Here is a 25,446-nt window from a genome sequence, read left to right on the forward strand (position 1 = left end):
GAGCAGCTGCGGCAGTGGCGGGTGTGGCTCTCGTAGCGCTCGAGCAGCGGCGTTTCCCCCAGCCGCTCGGGCAGCGGCGCCTCACCGAAGGGTTTACCGGCGCCGCCGCTGACCCAGTCGTGCAGGGCGCGCACGTAGCGATCGGACGGGGTGGCCAGGTAGCAGGAACGCACCAGCGCGTCGCTGCCGCCCCGCTGCTGCAGCACCCGCTCCTGCCAGTGCAGGAAGGCCTGGTCGTCTTCCAGCACCACGTGGTTGGCCAGGTGCTGCAGCCATTCGGGCCGCAGCTTCAGCAGCCGCGCCGGCAGGGCCGATTCGAAGCGGAAGGGGAAGCGGGCGAACAGGCGGCACTCCCCCGGCCGGATCGGTGTGGCGTACACCACGGTGAGGATGCGGGCAAAACCCTTGGCGGTGAGGTCGTGCCACATCAGGCAGGGGGCCTGAAAGCTGGTGTGCTGGGTGCCGAGCGTGCCCCGGCGCGGCCCCTCGGGCCACACGCCGGTGAAGCCGTCCGGTCCGCTGCTGGTCAGCTCCAGGTTCACCGGACCTGCCGTCTCGCGTTTGCCCACCGTGGCGTGATGGGTGAACGGCACATGGCTCACATCGAGCACGTTCTCCAACAGGGTGAGGGCGTCGTAGGGCAGGTCGCGGAAGGTGTCCTGCACGCTCCAGCGCTCCGGTTCCGCCGCGAGCATCGGTAGCAGCGGCAGCGGCACGGCGGCAGCCGCCTCCGCCTCCCCGGCGAACACGAACAGCAGCCCCTGCCCCGTGGCGGTGGCATAGGCGCGGCAGTGGCTGCGGGGCGAGGCGGCGGCCGTGTCGCCCTCCGCCTGGGGAATGGCGGTGCAGTGCCCGTCGCCGTTGAAGGTCCAGCCGTGGTACGGACATTCCAGCTCGCCCGCCCCGTTCAGCCGGCCTTGGGAGAGCGGCACGAGCCGGTGCGGGCACACATCCGCAAACGCGCGCCACTGGCCGGGCTCCCGGTCGTACCAGAGCACCAGGTCGTCGCCCAGCAGGGTGAACGGGGTGGGCCGCGCCGGGTCCAGGTCCTTGAGATAGGCCACGGGATACCAGCTGCGCCGCCAGATCGACCCCGCGGCCGGCAGGGCGTCGGTGGCCACGGTCGTAGGGCTGGCGGAGTCGGCGGCAGCGGCGGGTGTCAACGGAGCACAACCTGGGGGGTCGAATCTGGCAGGGCTGCCGGGGTGGCCGCGGTGCGGCCGGATGGCAGAGCGATCCTGGGGGCCGAGCCAGTTCCGCAGGTTGTCTGACGGACTTGTTGCGGCACGGCTGTGGCGCCGGACGGGATTCGGCGCACAAGAACTGACCAGACGGCCCTTCAATCCACCCTTCCAACTCTCGCCTGCAGCTCCTGATGCCCCCCAGCGTCAACCAGCTGTGGTCCCGGCTGCAGATTTTACAGTTACAGATATCCTGGCTGCTGAATTCACAATGGCAGCAATCACTGCTGTTGACTTCACGGATGCAGAGATCACAAGTATAGAGATCACAGGTCTGAAAATCATCGATAAAGATCATGCAGTTGCTGAGGTCATGGGTACAGATTTCGCTGCCACAGATTTCGCTGTCACAGATGTCGAGATCGCAGAGTGAGCGATCACCGCGCAGACTGCCGCAGGGGTCTGCCCAATAGAACAGCGGCTCGAGCGGGCCTCCCCATGGACTTGCTACAGGGAAGGCAGGCAGCAGCGTCCTCACCCCACACCTGCCGCCTTCAGGAAGCGTGACGCGGAACTGGAAGAGATGTCTCGGAGTTGTGGCAGTGCTCTGATCCTGGACAGAGTGGTGAGCAGCACCGGAACCGAGCGGCTGGATGGGCAGGCTCTTCACGATCGGCGACAGCGTCTCGCAGGGCTTTCGTAGTGGCTGCACCGCCTTCACGGAACATGCCTACAGCACCCATCTGGCCAGAGCCCTGGGGATCGCGCCCAGCGACTACCGGCTGGTGCTGTGGGAAGAGGAAAAGCTCAAGTTCGACCTCGAAGCACTGTTTCGCAGGCTGGAGGGCCGTTTCGGTGTGGACGTGGATTGGGGGGAATGGCCGCGGGCCTTGCTGCAGATCATGGGCGAGCTGGATCGCGCTGAAACCTATTTCGAGCGAGGGCCGGGAGCCATCGGCAAGCCCGTGCCGTCCTTCAGCTCACCGTTCACCGACAACACCGCCGTGGAAGGGATGCGGGTGAGCGATGCCTGGGAGATCACCCCGGCGCTCTGCAAGCATCGAATCCAGCGCGACAGCCGTGGCCTCGACAACAACTTCGGCCTTGCCTGCGCCAACCAACCCTTCTATCGGGCCGCCTACCGCGTGCTCAATCCCCAGGCGAAGGACACGTTTGACGCCCACTCCCCGATCCGCTGGCTGGAGGTTGTGGCGGCCAGTGAAGGTGTCGACAATCTGATCGTGTTCCTGGGGGCGAACAATGCTCTCGGCACCCTCTTTTCCCTTGACGTTCGCCTCACACCAGGGAATGGCAAAACCTTCACCGCCCGCAGCGAAGACCCCACCAAGCCCGATCCCTTCAACCTCTGGCATCCGAACGATTTCGAGCGCGACTACCGGCAGTTGCTCGAGAAGATCTGTCAGGCGATGGCCAGCAACCGCAACGCCAGCTGGAAGGCCTACGTGGGAACGGTGCCGCTGGTGACGATCGCGCCGATCATCGACGGCTTCGGGGAGGAACGGGTGGTGAAGGATCCGCGCGTACCGCCGGGCAACGCCGCCGGCACCTTCCGCTATTACCAGTACTACAAGCGCTATGGCGTCAGCGATGCCACAGCGCTTTCACGGCGGCAGAACCACCTCACCTTTCGTGATGCCCAGTTCATCGACACGGTGATTCTTCGCTACAACACGATCATCAAGCAGTTGCTGGCTGAATTCAATCAGCGCTATTCCCACAGCCCGTTCGTGCTGGTGGACATTGGCGATGTGCTCTCCCGCATGGCCTGGAAGCGCAACAGCGGCATGCCCAATTATGTGTATCCCGAAGAATTCCAGTGGCTGTATCCGCCGCTCAATACCAAGTTCTACAAAGCCAGCAAAGAGGGGAAACTGCTGGAGGGCGGCATCTTCAGCCTGGATGGAATCCACCCCACCGTGATCGGCCAGGGGATCATCGCCTGGGAGTTTCTCAAGGCCTTCCAGGCCAATGGCTCCGCCCCGGCCTCTGCTGCGATCGATTGGCCTGAGATCCTGAAGCAGGATGAGCTTTACAGCAAACCGATCCGCGTGCTCGACGACCTCATCGAGAACGATCAGGTCGTCGATTTCTTCACCCAGGTGATGGCGTTGCTGGGGCGCTGAGCGCCGTGGCGCAGCACCGAAAGCCGCCTCCCACCGCCGGCCGCCGTGTGGCCTGCCTCAGGCCGCCGGGGCCTGCAGCGTTTCCTCCCAGCCGGCGCAGCGCTGTTGATCGAGATGGCCGATGTGCAGCCGCTCGCTGTAATACAGCTCCTGGAAATGGAGCGCATCGCGGTTCAGTTCAACGAACAGCGCCCCGATCCTGCTTTCCATGTCGAGCAGGGCAGGTGTTGCCGCGCTGGGGCTGCCGGGTGGGGCCGCCGCCGCGCTGCTTCCTGGCGCCGCTGAGCCGTTGCCGTTCTCTTCGGCCAGCAGCCGGGCGATGCAGCGCTCCAGGGTTTCCAGGTTCTGGCCGCGCCAGGAATCGAGCAGGTGGCGGCAGCGCTTGAGGCTGCGCTGACGCTCCAGCACGGCCGTGGTGCCGCGCAGCTGCAGCAGGGGCTGGGCCAGCACCATGCGTTGCAGCTCGTTGGGCTCCAGCAGGGGGGTGAGCCGGTTGAGCAGTTCGCTCTGGTCCATCAGCAGCTGGTCGGCCAGCAGGCGGGGCAGGTCGAGATCCCCCAGATCCTCGCCGGGATCAGTGCCGCGGTTCACCGCCTCCAGTCGGCCGGCGCCGAGGTTGTCTTCCTCCAGCTGGCTGATCGCCGCCCACAGCAGCCGGTGGTGCTGCAGGGCGAAATCATCCAGTTCGCGCAGCCGCAGCTCCCGCCGGATCGCGCCGCGATGGATGGGCGCATGCAGGTAGAGCCGCAGCAGCTCCGCCTCCGCCCGCTCGCGCAGGCCGACCTCGCCGGGCTTGTCCCAGCGGCTGGCGCGGCCGTGCCAGCGCTCGCCCTTCACCTGCAGGCGCAGGTCTTCCTCCAGCTTCTGGGCAAGGCGCGCCTGGCCGCCGGAGAGGCGCTCGGCCACCTGCTGCAGGTAGTGGCTGCGCACGGCGCTCTGCGGCAGCTTGCCCAGCAGGGCCACCAGGGCCGACACCGCCTGCTGGAACTGATCGGCGCGGGCCAGGTCTTTCCCTTCCAGTGCCTGCTCGATCTGCCAGTCGAGCCAGAGCGGCGCCTGCTCCAGCAGGGCGCGGTACTCGCCGGCCCCGTGCTCCTTGAGGAACTCGTCGGGGTCTTTGCCGGCGGGCAGGTGCAGCACCCGCAGCTCCACCTGCCCCTGCAGCGCCAGCTGCTCCACCTCGCCGATCGCCCGCTGCGCCGCCCGCACACCGGCACCGTCCGTGTCGAAGTTGAGCACGAGGCGGCGGCTGTCGCAGCAGCGGCACAGCTGGGTGATCTGCTGGCTGCTGAGCGCCGTGCCGAGCGACGCCACCGCATTGGTGATGCCGGCGGCGTGCAGGGCGATCACGTCGAAGTAGCCCTCCACCACCACCGCCTGGTCGTCCTTGCGGATGGCGTTGGTGGCGCGGTCGAGGCCGAACAGGTGCTTGCCCTTCTCGAACACCTCCGTTTCGGGGGAATTGAGGTATTTGGGTTCGCAGCCATCGAGGCTGCGGCCGCCGAAGCCGATCACCCGCCCCTGCCGGTCGCGGATCGGCACCATCACCCGGTGGCGGAAGCGGTCGTAGAAGCCGTCGCCGCCCTTGCGCGGCACCACCAGACCGGCGGCCTCCAGCAGCTCGGGCGCCAGCCCCTCCACCTGCTGCAGGTGCTTCAGCAGCCCATCCCACCCCTCGGGCGCATAGCCGAGCTCAAAGCTCTCCAGCGTGGTTTCGCTCAGGCCCCGCTGCTGCTTGAGGTAGGCCAGGGCAGCGGCGCCGGCGGGGCTGCGCAGCTGGCTGCGGAACCAGCCGGAGGCCAGCGCCAGCGCCCGCAGCAGCGCTTCGCGGCGCGAGAGCTGCTGCCGCAGCCGTTCCTGCTGCGGCCCCTCCACCGTTTCCACCGGCAGCTGGTATTTGCGCGCCAGGTCCAGCACCACATCGCTGAAGCTGGTGCGCTGCAGCTCCATCAGGAACTTGATCGCGTTGCCGCCGGCCCCGCAGGAGAAGCAGTAGTAGAACTGCTTGGCGGGCGACACCGTCATCGACGGCGATTTGTCGTCGTGGAAGGGGCACAGGCCCACGAACTCGCGGCCCTTCTTCTTGAGCACCACGTGCTCCCCCACCACATCGACGATGTCAGCGCGTTCCTTGACGGCCTCGATCGTGCGGGGGTGAAGGCGGGCCTGGGGTGCCGTGGGACTCAAGGAAAGGCGCTACCGGTAGGGGCTGACTTGTTCCCATTCTGCCCGAGGCCACCAGGTGTGGGGAGCTGCCGTTGCCACCATCCCGGCGACGCCAGGCACCGCCCCGCCGGCCGGGCAGTGTCTAGCGTCAGCGATTGCGGGCGTCGCGCCTGCTCGGCTGGGATCCGGCATGGACATGCTGCTCAGCGCCCTGGCCTTCAGCCTGATGGGGGTGTGCGTCAAGGCGCTGGGCGGGCGGCTGCCGGTGGAGCAGGTGGTGCTGGCCCGCTCGGTGGTGAGCCTGCTGATCAGCTGGTGGATGCTCAGGCGGGCGGGTGTCTCGCCCTGGGGGCAGCGCAAGGGGTTGCTTGTCAGCCGTGGCGTGCTCGGCACGGCCGGCCTCTACTGCGTGTTCCTGGCCATCGCCGGCCTGCCCCTGGCGGTGGCCACGGTGCTGCAATACCTCCATCCCACCTTCACGGCCCTGCTGGCCTGGCCGCTGCTGGGCGAACGGCCCGGCGCCCGGGTGTGGCTGGCGGTGGCCCTCGGCTGGCTGGGCGTGCTGCTGCTCACCGATCCCGGCGCCCTGGCGCTGGTTCTCCCGCCAGGCACGGCGGCTGGTGTGGCGGCTGGCGCGGCCCTGCCCACCCTGCCGCTGCTGTTCGCCCTGGCCGGCGCGTTGCTGTCGGCACTGGCGTACGTGAGCGTGCGCGCCCTGCGCCGCAGCGAACACCCCCTGGTGGTGGTGTTCTATTTCCCGCTGCTGGCGCTGCCGCTCAGCCTGCCGCTGGTGCTGCTGCATCCGGTGATGCCCACCACGGCGGAGTGGGGCTGGCTGCTGGGGGTGGGGTTGTTCACCCAGCTGGGCCAGCTGGCCCTGACCCGCGGCCTGATGGCGATGCCGGCCGCCCGCGCCACCGCACTCAGCTACGTGCAGGTGCCGCTCGCCGCCCTCTGGGGGCTGCTGTGGTTCGGCGAAACCCTCGACCCCGACATCCTCACCGCCGCCGGCCTCGTGCTCGGCTCCACCCTCTTGAGCCTGGGTCGCTGAGGGGTCACGCCAGCGGCCTTGCTCAGGCCATCACCATCAGGCCATCGCCGTGATCGCGCTGCGGAAGCGGGCGTGGGCCACGCCGAAAAACACCGAACCGATCAGCAGCAGGGCCAGGAACTGGGGCCACACCACCGAGAGCGTGGCCCCACGGAAGAGGATGCCCTGGGCGAGCATCACGAAGTGGGTGTTCGGCGCCGCCAGCATCACGGTCCGCACCAGCTCGGGCATGCTTTCGCGCGGGGTGACCCCACCCGAGAGCATCTGCAGCGGCAGCAGCACCATCATCAGCAACAGGCCGAACTGAGCCATCGAACGGGCGAAGGTGCCCAGGAAGATGCCCAGCGAGGTGGAGGCGAACAGGTAGAGCGTCGCCCCGGCGGTGAACAGCGGCAGCGAACCGGCCAGGGGCACCTTGAGCAGATCCTGCACCACGAACATCAGGGACAGCAGGCCGGACAGAAGCACCACCAGACCCATCGACCACACCTTGCTGGCCATGATCTCGAAGGGTGTCACCGGCATCACCAGCAGGTGCTCGATCGTGCCCCGCTCCCGCTCCCGGATCAGCGCGGCGCCGGTTAACACGATCGAAAGCAGGGTGATGTTGTCGATCACCTTGTTCACGGCACCGAACCAGGTCTTGGTGAGCTCGGGGTTGAAGCGCATGCGCGTCACCAGCTGCAGCGCGGGCTCCGCAGTTGCCTGGCTGTTCTGCACAAAGGTCTGCACCTCGGTGCTGATGATCGACTGGACATAGCCGCTGCCCGTGAGCGCCTGGCTGACGCGGGTGGCGTCCACGTTGAGCTGAATAGCCGGTGAACGGCCGGCCAGCACATCGCGCTGGAAGCCGCTGGGAATCACCAGGGCGAAGGTGTCGAGCCCCGCATCCATGCGTTGGTCCATCCGGGCCTGCTGGATCAACTCCGGCAGCTGGAAGTAGGGAGGCTCGAACGCGGCGATGATCCGCTCCGAGAGCAGCGAATGGTCTTCATCCACGATCGCGATCGGGGCCGTGTGCAGCGTTTCGGGAAGCACCGTGGCACCGGTGTAGACCGACACCGTGAAGACGAAGACGATCAGCAGCAGCATGATCGGGTCACGGGCCAGGCTCCACAACTCCTTGAGGCCCAGATGCAGAACATTGGCGGCTCGCATGGTTCAGCCCTCCTGTTTCTTCAGGAAGAGAACCGACAACCCGAGCAGGACGGGCACGGCCAGCAGCAGCGCGGCGAAGGCGCCGGATAGATCGGCGAAGCCCAGGCCCTTGGAGAAGGTGCCGGTGGAGATGGTCAGGTAATGGGCCGTGGGATAGATCGCTCCGATCACCGCTCCAGCGCCCTGCAGGGACGACACCGGATCGAGCAAGCCGCAGAAGGAGGTGGCCGGCAGGATCGTCAGCACGGCGGTGCCGAACAGGGCGGCGATCTGGGTGCGCACCAGGGTGGAAATCAGCAACCCCAGGGAGGTGGCACAGATCACGTAGAGCAGGGCGCCGCTGGCCTGGGCCAGCACGCTGCCGGTGAGAGGCACGGCGAACAGGGTGACCGCCAGCAGGGTGAGCAGCACATAGTTCACCATCGCCAGGGCCACGTAAGGCACTTGCTTGCCCAGCAGGAACTCCAGGCGGGTCACGGGGGTGGCGTAGAAGTTGACGATCGTGCCCAGTTCCTTTTCGCGCACCACCGAGAGCGCCGCCAGGATCGCCGGGATCAGCAGCAGCAGGATCGGAATCGTGGCCGGCACCATGGCCACCAGGCTGCTGATGTCGGGGTTGTAGCGGAAGCGTGTCTCGATGCTGGCGGGGGGGATCGGGCTGGTTTGACCCAACACGCGCCGTGCCCTGTCCTCCTGCCACTGACCATGCAGGCCCTGCACATAGGCGCGCACCGTCTCGGCCCGCATCGGCATCGATCCGTCGATCCAGGCGCCGATCTGCACGGGGTTGCCGCGCTCAAGATCACGCCCGAAGCCTGGTGGCAGTTCGATCGCCACGCTCAGCTCGCCCGAGCGCATGCGCCGATCGAGGGCGTCATAGCCGTCCAGTGGCGGATGTTCGATGAAATAGCGCGACCCGGCCAGATTGAGGGCGTAGTCGCGGCTTGTTGTGGTGCCGTCGCGGTCGAGCACGGCATAGGGCAGATTCTCCACATCCATGCTCATGCCGAAGGCCATCACCACCATCAGGAACAGGCTGCCGAGCACGGCCGTGCTGATGCGGATCGGGTCGCGGCTCAGTTCCAGGGCCTCGCGCCGGGTGTAGCTCCCCAGCCGTTGCAGGCTGAACCCCTGCTCCTGCCGGGCTGATCCCTGCCTGGGTGGCGCTGCTGCCGGGGGAGCCTGGAGCGCTGCGGTTGTGGGGGTGGGGGCGCTGTCGCCGCTCGCCTCCTCCAGGTAGCCGATGAACGCCTGCTCGAGCGAGGCCGCGCCGCGCCGCGTCACCAGGCCGGCGGGGGTGTCGCTGACCAGCACCCGGCCGGCATGCATCAGCGAGAGGCGGTCGCAGCGCTGCGCTTCGTTGATGAAATGGGTCGAGAGGAAAATCGTGACCTGTTCCTGGCGCGACAGGTCGATCAAGTTCTGCCAGAACGTGTCCCGCGCGATCGGATCGACGCCCGACGTGGGCTCATCGAGGATGAGCAGGTCGGGCCGATGCACCAGTGCCACCGCCAGTGACAGCCGCTGGCGCACCCCCAGCGGCAGGGCCGCGGGGAGGGCCTCCTCCAGACCCGCCAAGCCGAACTGTTGCACCAGATCCGCGACACGCCCGGCGATCTCCGCCTCCGGCATCTGAAACAAGCGGGCGTGCAGCACCAGGTTCTGCCGCACCGTCAGCTCGCTGTAGAGCGAGAACGCCTGCGACATGTAGCCCACCCGCCGCCGGGTGCTGAGGTCATCGGCGTCCAGGGGCTGGTGGAAGAGGAGGACCTGGCCGGAGCTGGCCGGCAGCAGCCCGGCCAGCATCTTCATCGTGGTGGTCTTGCCGCAACCGTTGGAGCCGAGGAAGCCGAAGATCTCGCCGCGCTCGATGCGCACGTTGACCCGATCGACCGCCAGAAACGTGCCGAACCGTTTGCTCAGATCCATGGCCTCGATCGCCACCTGGCCGTCGCCCGGCGGGCGCGCTGGAATCGTGACCGGATGGTGTTCCCGTCGCCTCGCCTCGGGCAGCAGGGCGATGAAGGCGTCCTCCGCAGTGCTGGTGCCGGTGCGCCGCCGCAGCTCCGCCGGGCTGCCGGTGCTGAGCACGCGGCCGCCATCCATGGCCACCAGCCAGTCGAAGCTGGCGGCCTCGTCCATCGAGGCGGTCGCCACCAGCACGGTCATGGCTGGGTGCTCGCGCCGGATGCTGCTGATCAGGTCCCAGAACTGGCGGCGCGAGAGGGGATCGACCCCGGTGGTGGGTTCATCGAGGATCAGCAGGCCGGGGTCGTGGATCAGGGCGCAGCACAGGCCGAGCTTCTGCTTCATCCCCCCCGAGAGCTGGCCGGCCGGGCGAGCGCCGAAGGCTGCGAGTCCGGTGCGCTCCAGCAGCTCGGCGCGGCGGCTGCGGCGCTCGGCGCGGCCCTGGCCGAACAGATGCGCGAAGAAGTCGATGTTCTCGATCACCGTGAGCGTGGGCGACAGGTTGTTGCCCAGGCCCTGGGGCATGTAGGCGATGCGGGGGCAGACCTCGCGGCGATGGCGTGGATCGGCCATGTCACCCCCCAGCACCTGCACGCGGCCCTTCTGCCTGCGGCGGATCCCGGCGACCAGGGCCAGCAGGCTGGATTTCCCCACCCCATCCGGACCGACCAGACCGGTGAGGCCACCGCCGACCACATCGAGGCTGACGCCGGCGAGGGCCCGGGTCGCGCCGAACTGCAGCTGCACATCCCGGAGCTGAACGACCGCTGGCGTCAATCCGGAACCCTCACCGTCAACGCCGCCGGCCAGGCGGCCTTGGGGTCGAGTCGGACGTAGGCCATGCCCGGCAGTCCGGTCTTGACGCTGCGGATGTGGCGTTTCAGCAGGGCGGGATCAATGCGGGCCTTGATCCGGAACATCAGTTTCTGGCGCTCCACGGCCGTCTCCACCGTTTTGGGGGTGAACTGGGCCACATCGGCCACGAAGGTGACCCGCGCCGGAATCACCAGCTGAGGAGCGGCGTCCAGCACCAGGTGCACATCAGCCCCCATGCGCACCTTGCCGGCCTGGGCCGTGGGCAGAAAGAACGTCATCGAAACGTCGGAAAGGTCGACCATGTTCAGCACCTTTCCGCCGGCGCTCAATACTTCGCCGGGCTGGGCCACGCGGTACTGCACCCGCCCATCCCTGGGGGCCTGGAGCTGGCTGTCGGCGATGTTCGCCTTGATCCCCTCGATCCGGGCCTGGGCGGCCGCCACCGAGGCCTTCGCCTCGATCACCAGCGAGCTTGCGGTGGTGATGGCGGCGCGGCTGGCCGCCACGGTGGCCTGCGCGGAGGCGACGATAGCATCAGCGCCATAGAAACCGGCGCGGGCATCGTCGAGGCTCTCCGCTGAAACGGCGCCACTGACGAACAACTGCTCCGTGCGGCGGCGATGGCGGCGGGCGTCTTCGCGCTCTGCGCTGTGCTGCAGCACGATGGCTTCCGCAGCCGTTCGCTCACTGCGTCGCTGGGCCACACTGCTCTGCGCCGTCTCCACAGCGTTGCTGGCCTTGCGCAGATCCGCCTGGGCTTCACGGAGTTGGGCGTGAAGCACATCGGTGTCCATGCGGGCCAGCACCTGCCCGCGAACAACGAAGTCCCCCTCCTTTCCCAGCACTTGCTTGAGCCGGCCCGCTGACTTGGCCGCCACATCGATTTCTACGGCCTCAATGCGGCCGTTGCTGCTGGCGAACCCCGGCGCCAAACCCTTCGGCTGGTTGGCGCGCCAGAGCCAGCCTGCCCCTGCACCGGCCACCGCAAGGGCCGTGATCACAAAAAGCCAATGCTGCCGGGTCATGATCTGGCTGCGGTTGGAATCAGCTCGACCCAAGCCCATCCCTGAGCAGCCTGGAGATTGGGGCAGGCGATGGTCAACAGGGCGGCCAGCTTGTTTGTCTGATCGATGTCACACCTGGATGGCAGTTGATTCACCGAAAACAAAGCCGTTCTCGCTTCTCCCTTGCGTTCAAGCCGGGTTGGGTTCGTTCAATGACCCTGACGATCCTGTTCCCCTTGCTGGTAAGCCCGTGGCAGACCCCTGTCTAGCCAGGCCGTTCACAGGCGCCGGCTGAAGGATGTACCGAATCGGTGGCAGAAGTGCAGCACATCTGTGCGAGATGCGCGGAAGTCTGGCGCATTGCCTTGATCAGTAGAAGGCAGGGGTCTGAAGCGAAAGATTCTCAAGATCACCGTGATCTGGGGGTAGTGGTTGCCGCCATAGCCGCCTGGAACGGTGGGATCAGGTTGCGGTTGTCCGCAAGGATGATGGCGAGATCATGAACACATTCTTGGCTTCCTTTGTGCAGTTGGCCATCCCCACCTCACCAGCACCACGTTCGTGATGAGGAGCGTGGATCGATCACCATTGCATGCCGAGATCGCTCAGGCGAACACCATCCAGATCTGGGAGCACAATGTTGGCGGCGCCAACACGCTCCTGAGGCCCGATGCCAACCGACCACATCCCTGCAGCGATGGCTGCTTCAATGCCAACGGCGGCATCTTCAACCACCACACAGTTGGCAGGAGCAAGGTTTAATTGAGCGGCAGCACATTGAAAGATGTCTGGTGCTGGCTTGGGACGTTGAACGCTGTCGCCGTCTGCGATTGCATCAATGAAAGCTCCGATCCCAAGCCTGTCGATGACAGTGCGTGCATTCTTGCTGGCGGAGCCAATCGCGATTTTCATCTTTGCTTGTCTGAGCTCCTGCAAAAACTCAATGGCCCCTGGAAGCATGTCCTGGGGGGTGATGGTTTGGATGTCTTCAAGGTAGTAGCGATTTTTGCGCTCCATCATGTCCTGAAGTGCAGATTCGGAGTAATGTCGGTCGCCGATGATCTGCAGAAGCGATCCGCGTCTGGACACACCACGCAGGGCCTCATTGGCCTTGCGATCGAAGGGTAGCTTTTCCTCATCCGCTAATCTCTGCCAAGCGCGGTAATGAGATTCGGAGGTGTTCGTCAACACCCCATCCACATCGAAGATGAAGCCCTTGATGTCTGGAGCTTGAGATTGAGTTGGACCTTGAGCTGGACCTTGCGCTGGAGGTGGTGCTGGCTGTGACAGATCAAAACTGTGCCAGGTACCGCGCCATTGCAGCTTGAATCTGAGCCGCTTCCAGGTTGGCGGCAGATGGGGAATCGCCATTGGGCTGTTTCCTTTCATGTGAATACCGGCGAAGCCGAACACCACGGCTTGCCATACGCCACCTGCTGATGCCGCATGAATCCCATCTGCTGTGTTGCCGCGGCTATCTTCGAGATCAACGGTTGCTGCCTGCATGAAGTAGTGATAGGCTTCTTCTTCCTTGCCCAGCTTTGCGGCCAGGATCGAAAGAATGGCAGGGCAGAGCGACGATCCGTACGTGGTGTCTGTGCGGGGAGTGTAGTAGTTCCAGTTCTTTTCGAGAACATCAGGGTAGGAAAGGCATGTGTTGGTGTCTCGCATGAGATAGAGGAGCATCAGGACGTCAGGTTGCTTCAGCACCTGAGACTGATTGGTCATGTCCATTCCCAGAACGTCCTGCATGGAGCGATTTCTGGGCTCGTAGTCATTCAGGTGGATGTCTCGTAAGTCGAAGAACTGATCAAACTGTTCAATCAGCCCGGTTTTTGTATCGTATGGGGTGTACAGCTGTGCGATGGCGGCTTGGAGCTGGCGCAGCCTGTCTGCATTGAGTTGTAGCTTTTGAGCGAGCACAGCGGCGTGGTCAGGAAACTGCTGCTGCAGCCATCCGTAAACGGAGACGGCTGTCTCCAGATTCCACTTCGCCATCCAATTGGTATAGGCGTTGTTGTTCACCTGTTCGTGGTATTCATCAGCGCCTATCACTCCATCCAGTTCAAACCGTTCCCGCTCCGGCTTCCACTCCAGCCGACTCATCCAGAAGATGGCAGTGTCCAGAATAACTTCGGCTCCGTAGTCTCGTAGCCAGATGTCATCGCCAGTTGTCTGCCAGTAGTGCCAGGCCGCATAGGCAATATCGGCACTGATATGAATTTCGCGATCACGGCACCAAATGCGTATCGCTTTCGAGTATGGGTCGGTCTGGATGGACCATCGGGGCGTCATCTCATCACCCGTGGCTGCACTCTCCCAGGCAAACATCGCACCGTGATAGCCACTATGGGCAGCTTTTCGCCGTGCACCACTCAGGGTGTGATACCGGTAGGTCAGTAGGCTCTTGGCAATCTCAGGCTGCGTCAAGGTGAACAGTGGCAAGATGAAAATATCCGTATCCCAGAACACGTGTCCTCGATACCCAAATCCCGATAACGTTCTGGCCGGAACGCTGACGCGGCTGCTGTCTGCGCATTCACCCGCGATGTGCGAACAAGCGCCAATAAACAATTGGAAGATGTTGTAGCGCACGGCCACTTGTGCGTTGGTATCTCCTTCAATCTCTATATCGCTTTGCTGCCAAAACTCGTTCCATGCGTTCTGATGCGCCCTCAGCAGAACGGGATAGGCCGGCAGGTTGGTCAGTTTGGCCACAGCCGCCTGGGCGGGATGGTCCACATCCTGTGATGTGATCAAGGTGACAACTTTCTCTACGCCTACGGTTCTTCCCTTGGCCGCGAGAAAGGTGATCGCGATGGTGGGGCAATCAAGCGAGCTCGTTATACGTATTGGTAGATTGTTGTTGATCGGTGTCATTCTGGCTGCCATGCCGAGTTCAACATGAGAACTGCGGGTGCGAACATGCAGCCAGATCCCTTGATCATTCGTTCCCCGGTCGAGCTGTTGCCAATGATCAAAGCCCTGGTTGTTGGCAAAGCCATGAAGGCTGGTCTGAATTTCAATCGCTCCAGTGAAATCAACAGGAGTGATCTGGCAGTTCAGTCCGAAAACGGGATGATCTGCCAAGCTCGCAAAGCGCTCAAAGCGAAGATCCACGGTGTTCCCCGTTGGGCTCCGCCAGCGCAGTGCACGGCTAAGGATCCCGTTGCGTAGATCCAGCGTTCGTTCGTAGTGGAGGATGGTGCCATGATCCAGTCGGAATCGATCGCCGTTGATCACGATCGCCAGTTCCAGCCAATCTGGACAATTTGCGAGCTCGGTATACGCTCCAGGAATGTCGTCATAGACACCATGCACCAGTGTGGCTGGCATCGCATTGAGATACCCTTCTTCAAAGCTTCCCCGCGTACCCATGTACCCGTTGCCGATCGTAAAGACTGTTTCTCTGGAGCGTATCTTTGCTGGATCGAAGTGATGCTCGCTCACACTCCAGTCTGTGTATGTCAGTTCATGAGAATCACATGAAGAATGCAGTGAGCTTGTGAGTTCTGTGGAAGTCATTGGCTCTGGTTGTCTGGGGGTGTAAGCGTATGCAGCTATGGTGTCTTCGCTCCGTTAATGCGTGAAACTCAACCTTCAGATCTGGTTGTGCGTCGATGGGGTAGAGGCGATGTTGCCTTGGTTTGGGGCAGCACACATCCCATTGCTTCGGTGTAATCCTGGACGAGTGACTTCAGCCATCCTTGGCTTCAGGGTTGATGCCGTGGCCCATGGGATGGTGTTGCTCCACGTCTTGAGCCAGTGCGGCTGGGGGAAGTGATCAAACGCCAGCCCGTAGCCTGTCTTCATGATGATGCGCACGACTCAGGCGTGGTCGCTGTGCGGCAGATCTGAGGTGCCGCGACCGGTCTTGAGGGGCTGAAGGTGACATGGACCCCGGAACGCCGATCCCAAGGCGTACGGATCACGACCGCTCTGCTGCTCTTAGCTCAGGCGTACGTCTGCGTTGCATTGTCCATCGACCCAGGCTGGCCCGGGGCCAGGACAATGCAACGGCCTGAGCTGGGGAGCTTGGCCCGATCAACCAGAACCAGGTCACCGTTGAAGAGACCAACCCCGCCCATGGCATCACCCACAACGACCAGTGGCTCAGTACTCACCAGGGGAAGCACCAGCTCGCGGTTCAGGTCGCGGCGGACCTCAATGGAGTCGTTGGCAGGTTGTGTAGTTGAGCCAATGCAGGCCAAGCTCCCCGGCGCTATTGGATGCGCTTGAGCCGGAGGCGGATGCAGCAGCAGGCATGCAGTGGACTGAGCACTCACGGCTTGGTGGACCGGGACTTCTGAGTAGGGACAGCACCATCTGGCGGCGGGGTTGTTGTGCCAGTGACCCGTCCAACCGGCGGGGGGCTTGCAAAGGGCCCTGCCAGTGTTTCTGCTGCTTCGTGGAGTGGAAACCGCCTGGGAAGAAAGATGAATCGCGATCTAGCTTTCCCGCGTGACGGTTAGACCAATCTCTTGGCCGTAGGACAGTTCCAGCGTATGACCGTCAGGATCTCGCAAAAATGCCCAATAGCCAATGGGATAGCCCGAATCCTTGGGTTCTTCAAGCAATAGCCCAGCCTGTCGAGCCTTGTCGCACAACATGTCCACGGCTTCCCGGCTCTTACAGCCAATTCCAAGATGGGCTAGGGGAGAGAGAACTGGCTGCACAAAGGTGGCTTGAATCAAAACAATCACAAACGGTCGCGTATGGTCAGACAACCAGACAACTTCAGATCCTGTTTCCTTGTCAATGCGCCGATGCACAACTTGCATGTCAGCATAGGTAGCATAGAATTCAACACTGCGTCCAATATCGGAAGCGGGTAAGGCGACGTGGGTAAGTCCAAGATCAAGCATGGTCAGCTCCTCTGGCTTTGTGAATGACAGTGTAATCCTGGAAGCAATGATGGGGAAGTTGCCTTTGTCCAGCGCTGACGAATGGTTGTGTCGGGAGGCGGCGGCCTTTGGAGTGTTGGGGTGGGCTGGGATTCCAATACCCAGCAGTTTTTGATGCACCACCCCTACGGAGAAGCCGATCTGGTGGCAGGAGGGTTTACGCGCTCACAACAGGGAGCTGCCGCATGACCACAACCACCCACTCTCATCAGCCCTTGACCGATCAAGGGGGTCAGGTCATTGATGTTGGGCTGTCCCTTCCCTCAGTCCTAGGGCCACTCCAAGGTCAGTTCCAGCTTGCGGCTGGCTGTTGCCGAGCTCTTCCTCGAAAAGGGTTGGGCCACTGGGGCCATTGTTTCGGTTTGGATCCATGCCTCCAGACTCACCAGTTGTCGCTTAGGGCTGGAGATCAGAAAGCGTTGCGGCAGGAGCCACTTGCCACTCCGGGGACGGAACCAACCTGGACCAATCGTGCGGTGAAGCGCGTCGTCATTCCTGGGATGCCCGGACATCGACACCCAACCTCCGGCGGCATCAGGAATCTGCTCCGAACGGGCAATGGAGAGACGCATGGGGCCGGCAAGATCGTTCCAGGTGAAGGCCGCAGCTGGAGGGGATGAAGGGATTCTGACAAAGCCGAATTGGTCCAGGGACACTGCTATGGGGGTTTTCAGTGTCGTCAGTTGGTGACTGGATCCATCGGGCATCACCAGCACAAAGTTGTAATCTTTCTGTGGCAATATACTGATGCCTTCGTGTGCATCATTGGCGATGTAGTAATAGGGGTGGCGATCGTAATAGTTTCCTTGCCAGACCTTGAACTGCATCCTGGTTCCATTGACTTTGATCTGGAGATCTTCCCGTTCAATCACCGTGCCTTCACTGGTGGCAAGCACGGCACGAATGGTGTCGCGGGAGACTCGAGCACTGCTGTTCTGTTCAAGCTCTATCGTCACGACCACGTCACTGAGATTCTTCGGCAGCTCACGGCTGGTGCGCGTGCAGCCTGCGATTGCCAGTGAAAGGGTGGAAATGGCCAAGGCTGCTCGTTGCCACATGTCAAAGATCTGTGGTTGAGGGTTGTTACCAGTATCCACGCACGCCTTGTTCCATGATGGCAAGATGCTCAGCCCATGGGCAAAACGACGTGCCGTGTTGGAAGAATCGAGGCGCCTATCGGGCAAATGGATCCCCAGCTTGACGCCTGCCGATCGACTCGTGGTGCTGGGAATGCTGCTCCATGCCATTGGCCTCCGTTTGGGGGGATTGAGCCGAACGTAAACGTCACGGGCTGCCGAAGACGGTCCCGTGGGCGTAATGGCAGTTCCTTTTTGTGTGGGTGGTTGAACAAACGTCTGAATCAGACCCCTTTGATTCAGCGGTCACGCTGCCCAACGCTTACCGGATGGGATTGTCGGATTCACAGTCCACGGATCAGCTCTGATCCGGCGGGATCAGGCCAGACCAACGGGGGACGCCGGCTTCAGACCGCAAAGCAACGCGCAAACCGCAGCAGCAGCCGTGGGTTTCCCCGCAGGCGGATGCGGCCGGTGAGCAGGGCCAGCAGCAGGTTGCGCGGCAGGGCTCCGCGCCGCTGAACGCGAAGTGGTCAGTGGCGGTGAGGTTGCGGGCCTGCCCGGGCTGAAAGGTCATCGACAACCCGTTGCGGAACCCCTCGACCGAGATCGGTGTGAGGCTGCTGCGCACCCGCTTCACCGTCTTGTGGGGGAACCGTTTCGCCACATGGGCCTCGGCATCCGAGCCCGGCACCACAGTCACCGTTTCGAGCTTCTCCTGCAGCGGTTGCACCACCTCGCGCACGAAGGCCTTGCGCTCGTCATCCCGGGCCGAGCGGCTTTCGGCGAGGTTCTTTGCCCAGTCGCTGAAGCCCCCCAGGAACTCCCGGTCGTTGTGGGTGTAGCAGGCCGAGACGTTGAAGCGGCCATCGTTGCCGATCGCCATTGGGGCCCGCTCCCGGTGTCGGATGCTCTCGGGCACAACACATGCCCGCTGAGGCCTCATGGATACAGCCGTGTTGGCCTGGCGTTAGCTTGTCTTCCGATGGGGCGTGCCGATGTACGGGAACTCCTCGAGAATGTCAGTGTGCGGGCTGAGGCCGGTTGGGGGAATATCACCCTTAGAAAGGAAGGCGAGGCGATGATTGATGACGTCGTCGGTAAAGACGCGGCCGTTGGGATACGTCGCAGGCTTAGAAGGATTGAAACACAGCATGTCGGGCAAAATGCGGTCGGCGTCGATCGCGGCGATGGCTTCTTCTCGGGTGTAATTGCCCGTATGCCCCATCAGGTGGACGAACTGATCCGTCCATCGCTTGCGATCGTTAACTGGCTCGCTGGCGTTGTATTCCAACTTGGTGTCATCGGTGTTGAAGAAGCTGCTGACACTCGGGTGGCCGGCGCGATCAACATGAAGCAGTTTGCCGTCCTCACGCACGCTGCATCGCCCCCAGATGCGGATCTCCGGCTCGGCGTCGAGCTCGCTCGTGGGTAGCTCGATCACCATCGAAAAGATGTTGGCTTCCGTGTTTGAATCCACGCCGGTCCACGGAGACTTGCCGCCCAGGTGGGGGGCGGTGAAGTTTCTGCCGCCTGAGGTATCGAAGAGATTCTTGATGCCGTCGAAGTCGAAAAAGAAAGCGTCGCTGCGAGCACCGGCGAAGAACGTATAGGCGCCGGACTTGACGATGTTGGGTTCGGCGCCGAAGGAGACCTCAGCATCGGCGATGATCTTTGTTCCAACAGCTTCGACGGAGCGGGATTCCTCGCCTTTTGCAACGAAGACGGTTACGGTTTGCTTTCCTTCGTTCGGCGGCGAGAACACGTAGCTGATCGCGATGTCCGTCAGACAATCGCCATCGTTGTCGATGTTAACGCGGTAGATGGCATCGGGATGGAGCGCGTCGGCCGTCGGATTGGCATTGAGGATGATCACGGTCCTCGACGGGTCCTTGGGCGACTGGAACGCATAGAGGTCACAGAGGTCGAGTCGTTGGTCCCCGAGAGGCGGACCGAGGTTCAGTCCAGTGAAATGGTTTGACACTGCTGTTCTCCTTTGAGCCGAGGTTCACAATTATGGACCGGTTGCGGCTCCTGTGGCGGTGCGCACCGAGCCGCGCGCGCAGCCCTCTAGAAACGACATGAGTCTTCACGGGCGCGACGAGCGCTGCGGGGGGCTGGAACGAGTGGGGTATCTGCGTCATGATCATGAATCAAGACAGCGCGGGAGAGCTGCTTACAGGCGAGGACGCCGTGGTACGCCTCGTGGGTCTCCTAGGCCAAGGCGATGCACGTCGTGTGCTGCACTTCCCATCTCTATGGGTTCCCTCGCGCCTGTGGCGCCTAACGCTTGAATTAAGTTGCGCCGAGACGCGGCGCCGGCTTCAATGAGCTGTTAGCATTCACTTTCGAAAGCGTGCGAACAGCCATTGCACCTCTGACATCTCCAGCTCTTTATTGGATGTTCCGTCTCTTACAAAGTATTTGCCATTATAGAGCCTTGGCTCTGCGGAGCCCTTGAGATGCGCCACAATCAAGCTCTTCCCTTGGTAGGCAACCGGTCGGATGTTTGCCTTGATTTCCCGTAGGGTATTGCTATCAATTGGTTCCCTGTCGATCGCAGAGCAGATCTTTGAGAAGAGTTGGTCTTCGCTGAGCCCAAGACAAACACAATCATGCTCGACCCCAGTTATGCACTTGCCGTGCCTACTTACATACTCGTGAGAATACAGATCCTTGACTCGATCAGCATCGGCCTTGGTGTCAGCTATTCCAACTAAAACATATCCAATGCTACTAGGGCCGTCATTGGCCATCGCGATAAGTGTCGAAGTAATCTTGGAGATCGTGGGATTAGAGAACGCGCCAGATGGGCTCAGATCCGTTACGCCGATCTTGAAGTCATAGAGCTGCTGCTCAATCAGTGATTGATTGAGTATGTTATCGATTCTGGTATTCCAATTCGTAACAGACGGGTCATTGGCATCCACGTCTTCGCAATGTGGATCGAGGATTCCTATCAGTGAATTAACACAGCGCTCCCTATTGGCCGCAGACCAGTTACCTCCGGTGCCGACATCCAATGAATCGCAGACGTTTTGAAGCGACCTCTTTACTCCTACAAAATCCGTGATCCGCCGGTTCTTCTTAAACGCCAAGTTGAGAAGCGCAATGAAGAATGCCGTAAAGTATCGTGGCGCACGCGCGGGTGGTGCGGAAAAGCACTGAGAAACAAAGGTTGAACCCAAACTGTCAAAGATCTTCGTGAATTCGTCCAGAGTTTCAAGTATCTGCATTTCAACCTGCTCCGCTCCCACACGAGCGATCGCGGCGTTGATCTCAGAAGACCTTGAAGTAGAGGAAGGATATCCATAGAATTCGTTGAAGATTTCTGAGCTTGAAGGCGGCATCTCATGGAGCGATGTAGAAGCTATTAGATCGCACACGATCTCTTCATCGCGAGACTCTCGTAGCATTTCCTTGGTAATAATTCCGTGCTTAATCCAAAAAATCTCAGATACCTTAATTCCTAGATCTTCATCACTAAAAGCCAAGCTTATGAATGGCATCTTGTCGAGAGAAAAGATGTCTGATTGGCTTGAATCTCCCCGAATGTTCGCCGAGATCTTCCTGACCAAGGTCGGGAACTCTCCGTTCGCGCCAGCGACGCGGAGCTCTTGGCGTGATAGGTATCGTCCCATACTATTGATTCGTTTGAATACCTCATCGACTTGCTGAGGTGTGTCGAACTCGTAAACGCTTGAGGGAACAATGTACTGCGTGAACCGCAGACACTCTTCCCTGGAGAATATCGGTTTCCGCTGAACCAGTGTTCCAGCATCTTTCAATAGCTTCGTTGCCGAGAGGGACTCGAGGTCGAAAAATCTCTCTCCGCAAGAAATCCTATTTTCAATGAAATATATAATTGCATTTATACGTTGCATCCCATCGATAACTTCAAAGTACCGATCGTGAGGTGTTTTGATATCCGCAAAGAGTAGCAGTGGAATGGGGTATGAACGGAAGATGGATTCCACGAGGCGCTGTTTATCCTCCACGTTCCAGACCAGCTTTCGCTGATAGCGTCGGTTGATTCGGTACTTGTTTGAAGCGTAATTGTTGTATAGGCTCTCTACGGTAATTCCGTTAACGGAGAGCTCGGTTACGCTTGTCATGAGGAATGGATCACCTTGTGAATGCTAACGCCGAATGGGCGGATCCGTATAAAACGCCCTTCAGACCTCTTTTGCAGCATAAGCGGGGAATCCCCTGGCGCAACATGACCAGACTCCATTCTTGGACTGGTCTTTCTGGTTCCCCTGCAGGCCCTTGGCGACTTAACCGGGTCCGTATAACACTGTTCAATGCGCTACAACTTGGGAGGCTTCACTCCTCCCTCTGGCAACCTGCAATTTTATCCCAATGGTCTTCAAGTGGCCTTGTTGGTCTGCAAACTACTAGATGTGATCCAGCCTTTCCACGCGATTGCCTGGGCGATTGTCCAGAGATGCTCATTGCCACTTTGGCTGGAGGCTCCCTATGGCGGCCCGGCAATCTCCATCACATCGTGCTGATGATGGAGGAGATCACAAACTGCCCTGCCTGGAAACTCCCGAGCCTTCGAACTCCACAATCAGCGGTTCCCAGGCGATGGCGAGGTGCACGTCTCACAGGTCCGCCAGGTAGCGGCAGCGTTGCAAGGCGCACCCGATCACCGCCCTTGGCGGCCGGCCGTCAGTCATTCGACCTGGGCAGCGCGCTTACCCCTTCAGCGGCAACGGATCGGTCACCCAGCCGAGGCGGTCGCCCTCTGCGCTGGGCCGCGCCAGGCGCCAGCTCTGCCCCTTCTCACCGCGCAGCAGGTACAGCTCGAAGGGGCTGTCCACCCGGTAGGGATCGTTGGCGAGCCGCCAGTCGAACTGGCCGCTGAGGTGAAGCCCCTGGCGATCGCCGATGGGGACCTTCTCCTGATGGCTGACGCGCACCCGGCTCACCTGGGGCGCTCCGGGGGGATCGAGCGCGAGCGCCGACGCGATCGAGCGCTGGGTGAGGGCGATCTGCAGCTCCAGGGCATCGAGCAGCACCTGCTGCGACGGCTGGCCCACCCCCTGGCAGCCGCTGAGCACCAGCAGCAGCCCGAGCGCCAGGGCGATCAGGCAGGCGCCCAGCGGTGGCAGCGCAGACCGCCCACTGGCGGAGAGAAGGGGACCGGGCAGCATGGGGGCGCCTCAAGATGTGCCCATGATCGGCTGGCTGCAGGGCGCTGTGGCGGAACGGTGGCAGCAGGGACACCGCTGCGGCCTGCTGCTCTGCTGCCAGGGGGTGGGCTACGAGGTGCAGCTCACCCGTCGCCACTGGGAACGGCTGCCGGGTGAAGGCGCCGTGCTCACCCTGCACATCCATCAGTCGATCCGCGAAGACGGCTGGACCCTGTTCGGTTTCGGCGGGCGGCAGGAGCGGGACCTGTTCCGCTTGCTGGTGGCGGTCAGCGGCGTGGGCCCCCAGCTGGCGCTGGCCCTGCTGGGCGCCCATCCGCCCGAGGAACTGGTGCGCGCGATCGTGCAGGCGGATCTGCGCAAGCTCTGTCAGGCGCCGGGCGTGGGCAAGCGCACCGCCGAGCGCCTGGCGGTGGAGCTGCGCGGCAAGCTGGCCGAGAGCGACGGCGGGGCGGCCGCGCTGGCTGGCGGGGCCTTCGGCCTCGAGGACACCAGCGTTGACGGCGGCACCACCCCCCTGGCGGCCACCCGCGACGAGGTGCAGCTCACGCTGGAGGCGCTCGGCTACGCGCCGCTGGAGATCAACCGGGCGCTGCACGCCGTGGGACGCGGCGGCCTGGAGCCGGCCGAAGGCCCCGATGCCTGGCTGCGCGAAAGCCTGCGCTGGCTGGCCCAGCAGGCCGCCTGACTCCCTCCGGCCAAGGGGGCGCCCACGGGGCGGTAAGTTGTCTGTTTGCACCGTCAGGGCCCGACGCCGGCATGCCGCTCGACACCACCAAGAAACAGGAACTGATCAACAGCCACCAAACCCACGGCACCGATACCGGTTCCGTCGAGGTGCAGGTGGCGATGCTGAGCGAGCGGGTCTCCCAGCTCACCGGTCACCTGCAACAGAACAAGCACGATTTCTCCTCCCGCCAGGGTCTGCTGAAGATGATCGGGCGCCGTAAGCGCCTGCTCGGCTATCTCCGCGCCCAGAGCGAAGATCGCTACGCCCAGCTGATCGCCAAGCTCGGCATCCGGGGCTGAGCGGATCCATGGCGGCCAAGCGCAAGCCCCGCCCGAAGGCCTCCGGTCTTGCCCCCTCTGCCACGGCGGGAGCGGGCAAATCTGGCGGCGGCGCTGCCGCCAAGGCCAGTGGGGCGAAAGTGATTCCGCCTGCTGTTGCCAACCGCATGGCACGCCGCATCGCCCTGGCCACGGGGGTTCCCTCCGTGCTGGGCATGTCCGCGTTCGTGGTCAGCTACCTGCTGGTGAGCCGCAACATCTACGACGTCCCCCCGGTGCTCACCCTCGCGGTGTCCGGTGGCCTGTTCCTGCTGGGTGTGCTGGGCCTCAGCTATGGCGTGCTCTCGGCCAGCTGGGAAGACGCGGCCGGCAGCCTGCTGGGCTTCGAGCAGATCGGTGTGAATATCAGCCGCGTGCGTGCCTCCATCCGGGCGATGCGCCAGGGCAGCAACGCGCCCGGCTGACTCACCGCCATTTCAGCGGTGCTCCTGGAAGTGCTGCAGATCTGCCCTGGAATGAATCCATGCTGGCCCGTTCATGGTGCGTTCGTGGCCGCTTGGGGGAGCGCTGGCTAGCTGTTGGGGGTGCCCATGCAGACCTAGCCAATGAAACGAATGGATCGGAGGTTCCCGATTTCCCTGATTCTCGCCGTGGTCGTGATGTTCGCCTCTTGCGTGTTTCAGCCCCCTGCAATGGCCTCGACCAGCTTCGTGACCACCACCCCCTTTGCCGCCAGAATCATGTCCAAAGATCTCTCTGCCTCCGCCAAGCAAGCGGAAGGCCGGCTTGAAGCTGCCCACGGCGAACTCACCGGAGACACCGGCGAAAAGCTCAAAGGGCAGGCCAAACAGGTGCAGGCTGCAGCGATGCAGGCCGGCTCCGACATCAAACAGGGCGTGAAGTCGACCGCGAACAAGGTGAGCGATGCCACCTCCAAGGCCGCCGACAAGATCAACTGACCAGGACCAAGCGCTCACAGTCCTGATGCTCCCAGGCTGATGGGCTGCATTCACCCTGTGGCCTCCCGGCAGGATTGAAGCAGGGTGTGCTCCGCTCCGCCTGATGGTTGTGCGGGGTTTCCCTTGAAGCACTGCCACTGCGAAACACTTCCACTGAGGCTTTTGCCTGGAACAGTGGTTCTCGCGTGGCGCGTTGAAGCACCGGGTCTATTCTTCCGCCCGCCCGATCAAGGCGTCCTTCCACGCCGCCTGACCAGGCTCAGGGATTCAAGGAACATGCCTCCCTTTCGCTCGTTGTTGCCAGCTTTTATCGACGTTAACGACAATTGAGTTCTTCAGGAGAACCTCCCATGCTGGAAACCGTGGCCGTCGTGCTGCTTGTGTTGTGGCTGCTGGGTCTTGTCAGTTCGTTCACCCTGGGTGGGCTGATTCATCTGTTTCTCGTTGTGGCTGTTGTCATTCTTGTGCTGCGGCTGCTTCAACGGACGAGGGTCTGATCGCACCCCGATCCCTTGTTGCAAGGCGGATCCCATTGCTTCTGGCCCCATGAACCATCTGCTTGCACCCTTCAGGCTTCAGCTGGCCTTGGCATTGGCTTTGCCTGTCGTGGTGCCGGCGCTGCCGGCGGCAGTTAGGGCGCAGAGCCTCAATGCTCGCAATCTGGCCATGCACTTCTGCCAGCTTGCCGTGAGCGATGAAGTGAGGCGTTCGGGTCAGAACGTGCCGGAAGGCTTGACGCAATCCACATGCCAATGTTTTCTCAGGCAGTTTGATTTCAACAGCAATCTCAAGGCGGCTGAACGCACCTGCCGGCAGGAAACGCTGCGCAGATACGGGCTCTGATGGCGCCCGCGC

General features: G+C 62.4%; 21 protein-coding genes. 9 read left to right on the forward strand and 12 right to left on the reverse strand.

The genetic code is table 11. The annotated features are described in order from the left end of the window. Positions 1-1,106, reverse strand: a 1,106-nt coding sequence (locus KBY86_RS14005; protein WP_255141593.1) for a Rieske 2Fe-2S domain-containing protein, incomplete at its 3' end; no start/stop codon positions are given. 157 nt (positions 1,107-1,263) lie between these two features. On the opposite strand from KBY86_RS14005, the gene KBY86_RS14010 reads away from it, so the two are divergent. After that, complete coding sequence (locus tag KBY86_RS14010) at positions 1,264-1,614, forward strand: hypothetical protein (RefSeq protein WP_255141573.1); 351 nt, start codon at positions 1,264-1,266, stop codon at positions 1,612-1,614. A gap of 220 nt (positions 1,615-1,834) precedes the next feature. Next, positions 1,835-3,325 carry a hypothetical protein gene (locus KBY86_RS14015; RefSeq protein ID WP_255141574.1) on the forward strand — a complete coding sequence of 497 codons (1,491 nt, stop codon included), beginning with the start codon at positions 1,835-1,837 and terminating at the stop codon, positions 3,323-3,325. 57 nt (positions 3,326-3,382) lie between these two features. Here the strand turns inward: KBY86_RS14015 and dnaG are convergent, their stop codons facing one another. Further along, complete coding sequence (dnaG, locus tag KBY86_RS14020) at positions 3,383-5,512, reverse strand: DNA primase (protein WP_255141575.1); 2,130 nt, start codon at positions 5,510-5,512, stop codon at positions 3,383-3,385. A gap of 169 nt (positions 5,513-5,681) precedes the next feature. Between dnaG and KBY86_RS14025 the strand changes: the two genes are divergently transcribed. Beyond that, entirely contained in the window at positions 5,682-6,542 is an 861-nt protein-coding gene (locus KBY86_RS14025) for a DMT family transporter (RefSeq protein WP_255141576.1), read from the forward strand. Positions 6,543-6,578: 36 nt separating this feature from the next. Here KBY86_RS14025 and KBY86_RS14030 read toward each other — a convergent pair whose 3' ends face one another. From KBY86_RS14030 to KBY86_RS14075, 10 genes are all read right to left on the reverse strand, one after another. Continuing rightward, positions 6,579-7,700 (reverse strand): ABC transporter permease, encoded by a 1,122-nt coding sequence (locus tag KBY86_RS14030; RefSeq protein WP_255141577.1) that lies wholly within the window; start codon positions 7,698-7,700, stop codon positions 6,579-6,581. 3 nt (positions 7,701-7,703) lie between these two features. After that, positions 7,704-10,445, reverse strand: coding sequence for a ribosome-associated ATPase/putative transporter RbbA (gene rbbA, locus KBY86_RS14035; RefSeq protein WP_255141578.1), 2,742 nt, complete (start codon positions 10,443-10,445; stop codon positions 7,704-7,706). Continuing rightward, the gene (locus KBY86_RS14040; RefSeq protein ID WP_255141579.1) at positions 10,442-11,509 is read right to left on the reverse strand and encodes an HlyD family secretion protein; all 1,068 of its coding nucleotides are present in this window, start codon (positions 11,507-11,509) and stop codon (positions 10,442-10,444) included. Before KBY86_RS14040 ends, rbbA begins: the two co-directional genes overlap by 4 nt. 561 nt (positions 11,510-12,070) lie before the next feature. Further along, positions 12,071-14,938 (reverse strand): beta-phosphoglucomutase, encoded by a 2,868-nt coding sequence (pgmB, locus tag KBY86_RS14045; protein WP_255141580.1) that lies wholly within the window; start codon positions 14,936-14,938, stop codon positions 12,071-12,073. 998 nt (positions 14,939-15,936) lie between these two features. Then, positions 15,937-16,512, reverse strand: a complete 576-nt coding sequence (locus KBY86_RS14050; protein ID WP_255141581.1) for a VOC family protein — start codon at positions 16,510-16,512, stop codon at positions 15,937-15,939. Positions 16,513-16,661: 149 nt separating this feature from the next. Next, positions 16,662-17,432, reverse strand: a complete 771-nt coding sequence (locus KBY86_RS14055) for a hypothetical protein (RefSeq protein WP_255141582.1) — start codon at positions 17,430-17,432, stop codon at positions 16,662-16,664. A 394-nt stretch (positions 17,433-17,826) separates the two neighbouring features. Further along, positions 17,827-18,390, reverse strand: coding sequence for a hypothetical protein (locus KBY86_RS14060; protein ID WP_255141583.1), 564 nt, complete (start codon positions 18,388-18,390; stop codon positions 17,827-17,829). Between the two features lie 48 nt (positions 18,391-18,438). After that, positions 18,439-19,452 (reverse strand): DUF4331 family protein, encoded by a 1,014-nt coding sequence (locus KBY86_RS14065; protein ID WP_255141584.1) that lies wholly within the window; start codon positions 19,450-19,452, stop codon positions 18,439-18,441. A gap of 358 nt (positions 19,453-19,810) precedes the next feature. Continuing rightward, complete coding sequence (locus KBY86_RS14070; protein WP_255141585.1) at positions 19,811-21,583, reverse strand: DUF262 domain-containing protein; 1,773 nt, start codon at positions 21,581-21,583, stop codon at positions 19,811-19,813. A 585-nt stretch (positions 21,584-22,168) separates the two neighbouring features. Next, entirely contained in the window at positions 22,169-22,627 is a 459-nt protein-coding gene (locus KBY86_RS14075; RefSeq protein ID WP_255141586.1) for a hypothetical protein, read from the reverse strand. Between the two features lie 22 nt (positions 22,628-22,649). On the opposite strand from KBY86_RS14075, the gene ruvA reads away from it, so the two are divergent. The 6 genes from ruvA to KBY86_RS14105 all read left to right on the forward strand — a co-directional run bounded on the left by ruvA (position 22,650) and on the right by KBY86_RS14105 (position 25,434). Next, positions 22,650-23,312 (forward strand): Holliday junction branch migration protein RuvA, encoded by a 663-nt coding sequence (ruvA, locus tag KBY86_RS14080; RefSeq protein ID WP_255141587.1) that lies wholly within the window; start codon positions 22,650-22,652, stop codon positions 23,310-23,312. 71 nt (positions 23,313-23,383) lie between these two features. Then, a complete protein-coding gene (rpsO, locus tag KBY86_RS14085; protein WP_094513390.1) occupies positions 23,384-23,653 on the forward strand; it encodes a 30S ribosomal protein S15 in 270 nt (89 codons plus the stop codon). 8 nt (positions 23,654-23,661) lie between these two features. Beyond that, the gene (locus KBY86_RS14090) at positions 23,662-24,096 is read left to right on the forward strand and encodes a PAM68 family protein (RefSeq protein ID WP_255141588.1); all 435 of its coding nucleotides are present in this window, start codon (positions 23,662-23,664) and stop codon (positions 24,094-24,096) included. A 246-nt stretch (positions 24,097-24,342) separates the two neighbouring features. After that, positions 24,343-24,591: a CsbD family protein gene (locus KBY86_RS14095; protein ID WP_255141589.1), complete on the forward strand. Its 249-nt coding sequence runs from the start codon at positions 24,343-24,345 to the stop codon at positions 24,589-24,591. A gap of 350 nt (positions 24,592-24,941) precedes the next feature. Next, complete coding sequence (locus KBY86_RS14100; protein ID WP_144037023.1) at positions 24,942-25,088, forward strand: lmo0937 family membrane protein; 147 nt, start codon at positions 24,942-24,944, stop codon at positions 25,086-25,088. 49 nt (positions 25,089-25,137) lie between these two features. Continuing rightward, a complete protein-coding gene (locus KBY86_RS14105) occupies positions 25,138-25,434 on the forward strand; it encodes a hypothetical protein (RefSeq protein WP_255141590.1) in 297 nt (98 codons plus the stop codon). The last annotated feature ends 12 nt before the right edge of the window (positions 25,435-25,446 follow it).

Origin of the sequence: Synechococcus sp. Lug-A, assembly GCF_024345655.1 — a bacterium.
Taxonomy (GTDB): domain Bacteria; phylum Cyanobacteriota; class Cyanobacteriia; order PCC-6307; family Cyanobiaceae; genus MW101C3.